Source organism: Ulvibacterium marinum, assembly GCF_003626755.1.
GTDB lineage: Bacteria > Bacteroidota > Bacteroidia > Flavobacteriales > Flavobacteriaceae > Ulvibacterium > Ulvibacterium marinum.
Window position 1 is genome coordinate 86270 of sequence record NZ_RBCJ01000001.1, and the last position, 11416, is coordinate 97685.

Below are 11416 nucleotides of genomic sequence, written 5' to 3' on the forward strand. Positions count from 1 at the left end.
CTTGACCTTCGGTGCGCCAATTGGTAAGCCGAAGGTTTTCTTTTTGGTGGCATTCGATAATGCGCTAGCAAAAATCTGTATTTTTGTGCCTTAATTCGCGTTTTGATGTCTCAAGATCAACAGAATCCAAAAAGGTACACGATTACGGCAGCTTTACCCTATACGAACGGGCCAATCCACATTGGACATTTGGCCGGTGTTTATGTTCCTGCTGATATTTATGCCCGATATTTGCGTTTAACGGGCCATGAGGTAGCTTTTGTAGGTGGCAGTGATGAACATGGGGTAGCTATTTCAATGAAGGCCAAAAAGGAAGGCGTATCGCCTAATGAGATTATAGACAAGTACCACGGTATCATTAAAAAGTCCTTTGTGGATTTTGGCATTTCGTTCGACAATTACTCCAGGACTTCGGCAAAGGTACATTATGAAACTGCTTCGGATTTTTTTAAGAAGCTATATGAACAGGGTGATTTCATTGAGGAAAATACGGCCCAATTGTACGATGAAGAAGCTGAGCAATTTCTGGCCGATCGCTTTGTTACCGGTACCTGTCCCAATTGTGGATATGAGGAAGCCTATGGCGATCAATGTGAAAATTGCGGTTCTTCCTTGAATGCTACGGATTTAATAAACCCGAAATCAACGATTACAGGTGCCGTTCCCACTTTAAAAGAGACCAAACATTGGTTTCTCCCTTTAGATCGTTATGAAGGTTTCTTAAGAAACTGGATTTTAGAGGGCCATAAGGAAGATTGGAAACCCAATGTATACGGCCAGTGCAAATCTTGGATAGACGGCGGTTTGGCACCTCGCGCAGTGACCCGTGATTTGGATTGGGGCATTCCCGTCCCAGTGAAAGGAGGCGAAGGCAAGGTACTGTATGTTTGGTTCGATGCACCCATTGGCTATATCTCCTCCACCAAGGAATGGGCGGAAAGGGAAGGGAAGGATTGGGAGCCCTACTGGAAGGATGAGAATACCAAATTGATCCATTTTATCGGAAAGGACAATATTGTCTTTCATTGTATTATTTTCCCTGCAATTCTTAAAGCCCACGGGGATTACATACTTCCCGAAAATGTCCCTGCCAACGAGTTCCTAAACTTGGAGGGCAATAAATTATCTACCTCCAAAAACTGGGCGGTTTGGTTGCACGAATATTTGGAGGAATTCCCGGATATGCAAGATGTCCTGCGCTATACATTAACGGCAAATGCACCGGAAACCAAGGACAATGATTTTACTTGGAAGGATTTCCAGGCAAGGAACAATAATGAATTGGTCGCCATTTTTGGGAATTTTATCAACCGGGTTGTGGTATTGACCCAGAAGTATTATGAAGGGATTGTACCGAAGCCCATGGAGTTTTCCAACATAGATAAAGAAACCCTTGCCGAACTGCAAAAGTATCCTCAAATTATTTCCAATTCGCTGGAACGTTACCGATTCCGGGAAGCAAGTCAAGAATTATTGAATTTGGCTCGCTTAGGCAATAAATATTTGGCCGATGAAGAGCCTTGGAAGGTCATTAAAGAGGATGAAGAAAGAGTAAAAGCCGTAATGTTCGTTGCCCTACAAATTGCAACGGGACTGGCTATTTTGAGCGAACCTTTCCTCCCTTTTACCTCAGCGAAGCTAAAAAATATCCTCAATATCAGGTCAAGTACAGCTCAAAATGGCTGGGAACAGGTTAAGGGTAATGAAATACTACTAACCTCTGGTCATACCATCAATAAGGCCGAACTTCTATTTCGGAAAATAGAGGATGATGAAATCCAAAAGCAACTGGATAAACTGGAAGCTACCAAAAAAACCAATGCCGCAATGGACGCCACACAAGAAATTAGCCCACAAAAAGACACCATCACTTTCGATGATTTTACCAAACTGGATATGCGTGTCGGCACCATCGTTGATGCGGAAAAAATGCCCAAGACCAAAAAACTGATGGTCTTAAAAGTGGACACAGGTCTGGACACCCGGACCATTGTCTCAGGTATTGCGGAAAGCTTTGAGGCCGATGCCATTGTAGGCAAAAAAGTCACGGTACTCATTAATCTAGCTCCAAGAAAACTAAGAGGTGTAGAAAGTGAAGGTATGATTCTAATGACCGAAGATGCGGAAGGTAAATTGGTGTTCGTAAATCCCGATCAAGATGAGGTTGGGAATGGTAGCACTATCAGCTAACTTTAATAAACATCTTCAATGTCTTCCTTAGTAACCTACGTTCTACAACATACCCAACTTCCCAAAATAGGTATTGAAAATACTCTAGAACTGTTGGATGAAGAATGTACCGTACCCTTTATTGCCCGCTATCGCAAGGAGCGTACGGGAAATCTTGACGAAGTACAAATCGGGACAGTAGTTAAATTCAGAGCGCAATATCAGGCACTTGAAAAAAGAAGGAAGGCTATTCTAAAAACCATAGACGAGCAAGGGGTATTGACCCCAGAACTGAAAAAAAAGTTGGAATTTGCAGCAGATATTATCGAATTGGAGGATCTTTACCTTCCTTTTAAGAAGCGTAAAAAAACCAAGGCGGAAACTGCACGTAAAAATGGATTGGAACCCTTGGCAAAGATTATTATGGCGCAACGCAGCGATGCCGTCCAAAGTTTGGCCTCCAACTACTTGGGAAAAAATGTTACCAGTGAAGACCAGGCATTGGAAGGGGCAAGGCATATCATTGCGGAATGGATCAACGAACGCACATCCATCAGAAATCTATTGCGGCACCAACTGGAGCGATTTGCCATCCTGACCACAAAGGTCATCGGTTCCCAAAAGGAGGTCGAAAAGGCCCAAAAATATCGAGACTACTTTGACTGGAACGAACCGCTAAATCGCTGTCCGTCCCACCGATTCTTGGCCATCCTTAGAGCTGAATCCGAAAAGTTCATTCGGGTAAAAATCGAAATCGATGACGGGAAGGTCTTGGAACGTATTGAACAACGCATCCTAAAAACCAACAATGCTTGTTCTGGACACATAAAACTGGCCATTGCCGATGCCTACAAGCGATTGCTGTTCCCATCACTTTCCAACGAATCGCTCAAAAATACAAAAGAGAAAGCGGATGACGCGGCTATACAGGTATTTTCCAAAAACCTAAAACAGTTGTTACTGGGTGCTCCATTAGGTGAAAAACGTATCTTGGCCATTGACCCAGGCTTTAGAACAGGTTGCAAATTGGTCTGTTTGGATGCCCAGGGCGATTTACTACACAACGAAACTATTTATCCGCATGCGCCACAGAATGATAGCAAGGGTGCCATAAAAAAAATCAGCTCTCTTTCCGATGCCTACAAAATAGAAGCCATAGCCATAGGCAATGGAACTGCCTCCCGTGAAACAGAACGATTAGTAAAACGTATTGCCTTTAAAAATGTCGTTGAAGTGTATGTGGTAAACGAGGCGGGAGCTTCCATCTACTCAGCTTCCAAAATTGCACGGGAAGAATTCCCCAATTATGATGTTACCGTCCGCGGGGCGGTATCTATTGGAAGACGTTTGGCGGATCCCTTGGCCGAACTGGTTAAAATAGACCCAAAATCAATTGGTGTTGGCCAGTATCAGCATGATGTAGATCAAACCAAGCTTAAATATTCATTGGACACAATAGTAGAAAGTTGTGTAAATACAGTGGGCGTAAATATTAATACTGCCAGTGTTTCTTTATTGAGTTATGTCTCTGGTATTGGCTCCAAACTGGCAGAAAATATTGTGACATATAGAAATGAGACCGGTCCCTTCAAAAGCAGGAATGATATTAAAAACGTGGCGAGATTAGGCGGAAAGGCCTTTGAACAGGGCGCCGCCTTTCTTCGTATTAAAGGAGCGGAAAACCCTTTGGACGATTCCGCAGTGCATCCCGAAAGCTATCCCTTAGTGGAACGCATGGCAAAGGACAAAAGAGTGCCACTTGCTGAACTCATCGGCAACAAAACACTGCTCAAGGAGATAGAATTACAGCACTATACTTCCAATACCGTCGGTTTACCTACCCTAGAGGATATTATTTCAGAATTGGAAAAACCAGGGCTGGACCGAAGAGAAAAGGCCAAGGTGTTTACTTTTGATCAGAACATTAAAAGTATTACCGACCTGAGGGAAGGACAACTGCTACCAGGCATTGTGAACAACATTACCAACTTTGGTTGTTTTGTGGATGTGGGAATTAAAGAAAGTGGATTGATACATGTGTCCAATTTGTCGCAGGGCTTCGTTAAGGATGTCAACGAGCATGTGCATTTGCACCAACAGATTATAGTGAAAGTCCTATCCGTTGATATTCCTAGAAAACGCATTCAGCTGGCACTTCATAAAAAACCTATTCAAGATTAATTCCCGGCCCGTTCCAAGCGATCATTGATACTGATTCCCAATCCTTCATTGGGAAAGCGTTGGGCAATGATTATATCAAGACTTTCTTGGTCCAAACGATGTAAAGCGGCAAATAGATTTTTAGCGGCCTCATTCAAATCTCGTTTTTCAGAAAGGGTTTCTACCACCTTGGCGTTGAAAAAGTTAGACTCGTAAAAGGCCAACACGCCAATTTTTTGGTCAATAAAGCCTTCCATAGCTTTTAAGATATTATCACTTAAAATCAATTTTGTCCGAGGGGAATAGTGCTTGGCCAACATCCCAGGCGCTTGTGGGGCATTTTCATTTTTGATGAACAATCTCACTTTCCCCACACAGGCTTCGATGGCCTCAATGGAAATACCTCCTTTACGATAAACCACAACAGTTTCACCATCAAATCCCACAATAGTGGATTCCAAACCGACCGTACAGGGACCACCATCCAAAATAGCGGGAATCCGATTCCCAAAATAGTCGGCCACATGTTGTGCCGAAGTGGAACTAACTCTGGTGAAAGGATTGGCGCTCGGAGCAGCAACTGGAAAATCCAGCCCTTGGAGCAACTTCAAAGTCAAGGGATGGTTGGGCATACGTATGGCAACGGTAGATTTCCCTGCGGTGACGAGATCGCTTACCGAAGTATTCTTTTCAAGTATTAAAGTTAAAGGGCCTGGCCAAAACCTTGCGGCAAGTTTTGTAGCTGCCTTTGGAACCGATTTTGCCAAGGATGATAATTGATCCGAATGATGGATGTGTACGATCAAGGGATTGAACAAGGGCCTCCCCTTCATCTCAAAAATCTTCCGAACCGCATCATCATTATAAATATTGGCCGCCAGTCCATATACCGTTTCGGTAGGTATGGCCACCAACTCATTATTTCTCAACAATTCTTGGCAATAGGCAATATCCTTAGTAATGGTATTCCTCATATCTGGCAAAGGTATTACAGCATTCATTTATACGGGCTATTTCCCTTGAAGAAACTAGTTAAAAAAAAATGGCCGAATACATGGATAAGATTTATTTTGTGTGTGATTTATGATAAAAAGCGATATTTGATAAGGTATAGAATCTCTTGAATTTGCTTAAAATAGCCTATCATCCTATTTATAAACATCCTCTGCCCAAAGGGCATCGATTTCCGATGGAGAAATATGAACTGTTGCCACAACAACTGTTATATGAAGGCACCTGTACGCATACAAACTTTTTTGAACCAAATATCCCCAATGACAAGTATATCGTAGCTGTTCACGAACCGGAGTATTTTTACGATTTGTTGAATATTAAAATACCTCCTAGAGCGGCCAGAAAAATTGGCTTCCCCTTAACGGAGGACTTGGTGGAAAGGGAACGTGTTATTGCCGATGGGACTATTAGAGGTTGTGAATTTGCGCTCGAAAATGGAATTGCCATGAATATCGCCGGGGGCACACATCATGCTTATACCAACCGAGGTGAGGCTTTCTGTATGCTAAATGACCAAGCTATAGGAGCACGTTATCTTCAAGCAAAAAATTTGGCCAAAAAAATTCTGATTGTGGATTTGGATGTCCATCAAGGGAATGGGACAGCGGAAATATTTCAGAATGATGATTCGGTCTTTACCTTCTCCATGCACGGGGCCAATAACTATCCCTTTAAAAAGGAGATATCTGATATGGATATTCCGTTAAAAAAAGGAACCGGTGATGCCGAATATTTGTCCATTTTACAGGAGAATTTATCTAAACTAATCGATAAAACCCAACCTGATTTTATCTTTTACCTCTGCGGGGTAGACATTATTGAAACAGACAAATTGGGAACATTGGCCGTAAGCTTGGAAGGTTGCAAGCGGAGGGATGAAATGGTATTGGAGACCTGCCATCGGTTAGGTATCCCGATTCAATGTAGTATGGGCGGTGGATATTCAACCGATATCAAAACAATTGTTGAAGCCCATGCCAATACCTTTCGTTCGGCACAACAAATCTTTTTTTAAACAGTACTTTTCGCATGTAACCAAAATCGAATCAAACTTGAAGCAATCCTTTGTCTGTTTTAGGAGTTTTCCATTTTTTTGTACTTTCCCAACCCACTATGAACCAAAAATTCATTCTTATATGAAAACGGCTTACTACCTATTGTTATTCCTCTTATCAACTTCACTTTGCACTTCCTGTAAGGAAAAACAAAAGGAATCCATATCTGTCCCAGAGGAATCATCAAAAATTGAGTCACAAAAAATAAAAGTCATTTTCGATACCGATGCCAATAATGAGTTGGACGATCAGCATGCCATGGCCTATATGTTGTTCAATGGCGATGTTTTTGATGTAAAGGGGATTACGGTCAATGCAACGTTTAATGGAGGTGGTATTCAAGGGCACTATGATGAGGCGGAAAGGGTATTGCAATTGAGCAATTTGAAAGATTCTATCCCCCTTTTAAGTGGAGCAAATGGGAATTTTGAGGAAATTGTTGAAGATTTTGACCTCTCCAATTATGATGGAAAAGAAGGTGTGGATTTTCTTCTGGAAGAAACGAAGAAAGATTCCATAATCATAGTGGCGGTGGGCAAGCTCACCAATATTGCCCTGGCTCTTAAAAAAGACCCTTCTTTTGCCGAGCGGACCAAAATTGTGTGGTTGGGAAGTAACTATCCCGAACCCGGGGAATACAATCAGGATAATGATACCATTTCCATGAACTATGTACTGAACAGCAAAATCCCCTTTGAAATGGTAACCGTTCGTTATGGAAAACCCTCGGGAACCGACGCTGTGGCAGTAACCCAAACCGAAGTAAATTCAAGAATGCCGGGATTGGGGCCCAAAGCAAAAGAGTCGATTACAGGAAGACATGGAGGAACCTTTGGAAATTTCGGCGATTATTCCATCAGTCTTTTTGAACATATCCATTACCATACCGATCCGCCATCGCGTCCCCTTTTTGATATGGTCGCCCTGGCCATTTTAAAGGATAGTTCATGGGGAGAGCAAAAATTGATTCGCGCGCCCATACTAATCAATAATGAATGGGTAGAACGCCCCGCGAACCAAAGAAAAATTATAGTTTGGGAAAACTTTAATAAGGAAGAGGTTCTGGCCGATTTCTACGAAACTATGGAGAACCCCCTTTTGGTTTCGGCAACGCGGTAGTCACTGCATATTTATAGGTGAAATTTTGGTTCTAAAAGAGTATTGGAATTGAAATCTTAACCTTAACTTGCACCGCAAATCAGTGCAATGCAGAGAGTTTTTTTATTTTTTTTCCTCGTATTTGTATGTTTCGCGCAGTCCCAGGATTTGAATACGGATTTTACCGAAACTAGATGGAATATGTTCAAATATGACATCGGGAATATCTTCTTAGGGATGGGACATGCGTATTCCAGACCTTTACATTGGCAAGGTGAGCAATGGGCGGATTTTGGCGTAACCATGGTAGGTACCGGAGTCGCTTACCTAGTAGACGACCCCACCTCCGAGTATTTCAAGGAAGTTAGGGATGACATACCAAAAGTCTTCCGGGACTTCGGGTTTGAATATGGGAGTCCATCCAACAATTACTTCGTAACTGGTGCCGTGTACCTTACGGGACTTGCCATAAAGGATGAAAAGTTACGAAGAACAGGGGTGCTTCTTATTTCATCGGCCTCAGCGGGAGGATTGCTACAACATCTCTTAAAATCCGTTGTCGGCAGAGCAAGACCTTTGAGTGGAAAAACCAAGGATACCTTTAACCCCTTCTGGAGTGGAAGCAAGGATTTTCATTCCTTCCCTTCGGGCCATGCCATTTTGGCTATGACCAATGCCCACGCCATTGCAAAGCAATTCAAAAGCCCCTGGATAAAGGGAGGCATCTATACCTTGGGGGCCATTCCGGCGGTTTCCAGGTTATGGGAGGGCAAACATTGGCTCTCGGATGTAGTCTTTAGTGTAGCGATAAGCATTTTTGTCGTTGAGTCCATTGACCGTTATCTGGACACGAAATATGAGAAGAAATATAACGATAACAGCAAAAAAATTAGCTGGGACCTCAATCTAGGTCCAGGAAGACTTGGAATTGTAGCACGCTTCTGATTTAAATCATTTTTGAAATAGGTATAATTTGTAACTTTGCGCAAAATTTAAAATTATGTTATCCAAGAAGGTTGAAAAAGCATTGAACGGACAAATTAGGATAGAGGCGGAGTCCTCGCAGGTGTATCTATCCATGGCCTCATGGGCCGAGGTAAAGGGCCTTGAGGGCATCTCCCAATTTATGTACAAACATTCCGATGAAGAACGGATGCATATGCTAAAACTGATAAAGTTTGTAAACGAAAGAGGCGGACATGCCACCATCTCAGACTTAAAAGCTCCCAAGACCGATTTTGGTACGTTCCAGAAAATGTTCCAAGAATTATACGATCATGAAATATTTGTGTCGAAAAGCATAAATGATTTGGTTCATGTCACTTTGGAGGAAAAAGATTATGCCACTCATAATTTTCTACAATGGTATGTAGCCGAACAAATTGAGGAAGAAGCCTTGGCCCGAACTATTTTGGATAAGATAAACCTTATCGGAAATGATAAAGGAGGCCTTTATCTTTTTGACCGAGATGTTCAACAAATTACTGTTGAAAGTGCCGCTTCGGATACCACGGAATAAATTTTTACATTTTTCTTATTTAGATTTAATTAAAATAATTACTTTTGGAATATTCCTTAAGTGATTTTTGGTGGGCAAAAAAAAGAAAGTATCAAAAAAGGAGCTGAAAAAGCTGAAAAAAGATCATAAGGCCGCACTAAGGCAATTAACACCAAAGAGCTGTAAAACCAAATGTTGCTCTAAATACAAGAAATGCGAATCCAAACGTTGCAATCGCTGTCCTTGTTTTGATTTATTGAAAAAGGTGGCTTAGGCAAAAACCACTGTGAAATAGCCTATTACCACCAATAAAAGTACGATCTGATAGCGATAGTCTTTGTACCAAGGCACATTTTCCATTCCCGCATTGATCAAATCTTTTTTATAGGTGTATAATTCTATTTGCTCTCCGGAAGGTGCAGGTGTAGCTCTACTTACAAGTATGAATAACAGTGCACTTATCACGACCATGATACCCACATTATAGACATAATGTAACGGCCAGTATCCGAGTTGCCCCAATACAAAAAGAATAATTCCTCCAATAGTACCCCAAATCAAGGTAGCGTAAGCACCTTCTTTATTACCTCTTTTATAAAATACCCCCACGAGGAAAAGCACGGCAATGGGTGGAACGATTATGGAAAACATCTGTTGCAAATAGGCCCATATGCCTCCAAAATTCTCTATCATCGGTGCCCAGATCGCAGCTACCGCCATGAGAATCAAAGTGGTCATACGCCCATATTTCACCGTTTCCTTATCCGTAATATCCGGGTTCCTAGTTTTTACAAAATCTACCACTAACAGGGTGGAAGCCGAGTTCAAAGTAGAATCCACACTGCTCATAATGGCCGAAATCAAACCGGCCAGGACAACCCCTATAAGTCCTACAGGCAATATGTTCATTACTGCAGTAGGAAATACCTGATCCGCATTGTCCAATCCAGGGAAAAGGCCAATGGCCATGGTACCGGGAATGACCATGATAAAGAGGGGCACTATTTTTAGAAAACTTGCCAGTATAACACCCCAGCGCGCATTGTTGATGTCCCTGGCCCCTAAAATTCGTTGTACTATATACTGGTTAGTAGTCCAGTACCAAAAGCCCAGTATAGGCACGGCCAATATCAATCCAGGCCAAGGAAGGGAACGATCATCGGCCGGTCGTATAATGGATAGATGTCCATCAGGTGCGGCAGCAAGCACATTTTCCCAAGAAAAATCCAATTTCTCGAACATAAGATAGGCCAGCACCGAGCACCCAAAAATTAATATTATTGCTTGGATGGCATCGGTATACACTACTGCTTTTAATCCCCCAAAGGCCGTGTAAATTCCGGCTACCAAGGCCAACACCAAAGTTGTTTGCCAAATGACCAAATCAGGAAAAAAAGCCTTCAGTACGATAGCACCGGCATAAAGACCACCAGCGGTGTCCACAACAATACTGGTAAAAATTGTAACTACAGAAAAGAATTTTCGGGAACGCCTGTCAAAACGTAATTCCAAAAACTCCGGTATAGTCGTTATCCTAGATCTTAAATAGAGTGGAATAAATATCAGGGCAGCTATAATCAAGGGAATCCCTGTCATCCATTCATATACCGATTGAACAATTCCTGAGCTATAGGCCGCACCAGAAAGTCCAATTATAGTAGTTGTGGAGATATTGGATGCAAAGAGTGAAAGTCCAATTATTCCCCAACCAAAAGTTCTTCCCCCCAAAAATAAATCTTCCCCTGTTTTTGTTCCCCTTGCCACATACAGTCCAATAAGCATGACAGCGATGAAATAAACCCCGATAATTATCAAGTCGATATTATGTATAGCTCCCTCCATAATTCTTTAGATGTTTAAATGGTTATTTTATTTCAATGATTTTCTATGCTTTTTAAAACCTTACAAGGGTTCCCCACCGCCACTACATTTTCAGGAATATCCTTAACCACAACGCCTCCGGAACCTATTACACTGTTTTCGCCAATGGTGACCCCTGGATTAATAATGGCGCCTCCACCGATCCAAACATTATCACCAATGCGGACCGATTTGGCAAATTCGATGCCTGAGTTCCTTTCTTTGTATTCTAGTGGATGGGTAGCCGTAAAAATTTTTACCGAAGGTGCTAGCATCACATTCTTGCCAATGTATACCGGAGCGGCGTCAAGAATTATACAGCCAAAATTTGCGTAGGCGTTCTCACCCCAATGAATATTGAATCCATAGTCGCATATAAAAGGATTTTCAATAAAGAATTTACTTCCTGTTTCAGCAAATAGTTCTTTAAAAAAATGTTTGCGCTGTCTTTCTTTATCCTCAGGAATTCCCGCAATTTCGCGAAGCAATCTATGGGCATTCCTCCTTCCTGTAACCAATTCCTTGTCATAAGGGTCATATGGCAAGCCTTTTATCATTTTCT

At 42.0% G+C, this 11416-nt stretch carries 9 protein-coding genes; 6 read left to right on the forward strand and 3 right to left on the reverse strand.

The annotated features are described in order from the left end of the window. Positions 1–105 precede the first annotated feature (105 nt). Together metG and D7Z94_RS00415 are read left to right on the forward strand one after the other, a co-directional pair. Positions 106–2190, forward strand: coding sequence for a methionine--tRNA ligase (gene metG / locus D7Z94_RS00410; RefSeq protein WP_120709546.1), 2085 nt, complete (start codon positions 106–108; stop codon positions 2188–2190). 18 nt (positions 2191–2208) lie between these two features. Further along, complete coding sequence (locus D7Z94_RS00415) at positions 2209–4350, forward strand: Tex family protein (protein WP_120709547.1); 2142 nt, start codon at positions 2209–2211, stop codon at positions 4348–4350. On the opposite strand, the gene D7Z94_RS00420 is transcribed toward D7Z94_RS00415, so the two are convergent. Next, a complete protein-coding gene (locus tag D7Z94_RS00420; RefSeq protein ID WP_245967112.1) occupies positions 4347–5330 on the reverse strand; it encodes an L-threonylcarbamoyladenylate synthase in 984 nt (327 codons plus the stop codon). The genes D7Z94_RS00415 and D7Z94_RS00420 overlap by 4 nt on opposite strands. 125 nt (positions 5331–5455) lie before the next feature. Here D7Z94_RS00420 and D7Z94_RS00425 point away from each other — a divergent pair, with 125 nt between their 5' ends. From D7Z94_RS00425 to D7Z94_RS00440, 4 genes are all read left to right on the forward strand, one after another. After that, entirely contained in the window at positions 5456–6358 is a 903-nt protein-coding gene (locus D7Z94_RS00425; RefSeq protein ID WP_120710811.1) for a histone deacetylase family protein, read from the forward strand. 121 nt (positions 6359–6479) lie between these two features. Then, complete coding sequence (locus D7Z94_RS00430) at positions 6480–7517, forward strand: nucleoside hydrolase (protein WP_120709548.1); 1038 nt, start codon at positions 6480–6482, stop codon at positions 7515–7517. Between the two features lie 180 nt (positions 7518–7697). Further along, positions 7698–8441: a phosphatase PAP2 family protein gene (locus D7Z94_RS00435; protein WP_317125754.1), complete on the forward strand. Its 744-nt coding sequence runs from the start codon at positions 7698–7700 to the stop codon at positions 8439–8441. A 55-nt stretch (positions 8442–8496) separates the two neighbouring features. After that, positions 8497–9015, forward strand: a complete 519-nt coding sequence (locus D7Z94_RS00440; protein WP_120709550.1) for a ferritin — start codon at positions 8497–8499, stop codon at positions 9013–9015. 249 nt (positions 9016–9264) lie between these two features. Here the strand turns inward: D7Z94_RS00440 and D7Z94_RS00450 are convergent, their stop codons facing one another. Both D7Z94_RS00450 and D7Z94_RS00455 read right to left on the reverse strand, forming a co-directional pair. Then, a complete protein-coding gene (locus D7Z94_RS00450) occupies positions 9265–10836 on the reverse strand; it encodes a sodium:solute symporter (protein ID WP_120709551.1) in 1572 nt (523 codons plus the stop codon). Between the two features lie 32 nt (positions 10837–10868). Beyond that, on the reverse strand, positions 10869–11411 hold the full coding sequence (locus D7Z94_RS00455) for a sugar O-acetyltransferase (protein ID WP_245967113.1): 543 nt from the start codon (positions 11409–11411) through the stop codon (positions 10869–10871). Positions 11412–11416: the final 5 nt, after the last annotated feature.

What these genes read in the sequence shown, in the direction of transcription:
- metG (WP_120709546.1), top strand. Translation starts at nt 106, where the DNA reads ATGTCTCAAGATCAACAGAATCCAAAAAGGTACACGATTACGGCAGCT.
- D7Z94_RS00415 (WP_120709547.1), top strand. Translation starts at nt 2,209, where the DNA reads ATGTCTTCCTTAGTAACCTACGTTCTACAACATACCCAACTTCCCAAA.
- D7Z94_RS00420 (WP_245967112.1), bottom strand. Translation starts at nt 5,330, where the DNA reads ATGAATGCTGTAATACCTTTGCCAGATATGAGGAATACCATTACTAAG.
- D7Z94_RS00430 (WP_120709548.1), top strand. Translation starts at nt 6,480, where the DNA reads ATGAAAACGGCTTACTACCTATTGTTATTCCTCTTATCAACTTCACTT.
- D7Z94_RS00435 (WP_317125754.1), top strand. Translation starts at nt 7,698, where the DNA reads ATGTTCAAATATGACATCGGGAATATCTTCTTAGGGATGGGACATGCG.
- D7Z94_RS00440 (WP_120709550.1), top strand. Translation starts at nt 8,497, where the DNA reads ATGTTATCCAAGAAGGTTGAAAAAGCATTGAACGGACAAATTAGGATA.
- D7Z94_RS00450 (WP_120709551.1), bottom strand. Translation starts at nt 10,836, where the DNA reads ATGGAGGGAGCTATACATAATATCGACTTGATAATTATCGGGGTTTAT.
- D7Z94_RS00455 (WP_245967113.1), bottom strand. Translation starts at nt 11,411, where the DNA reads ATGATAAAAGGCTTGCCATATGACCCTTATGACAAGGAATTGGTTACA.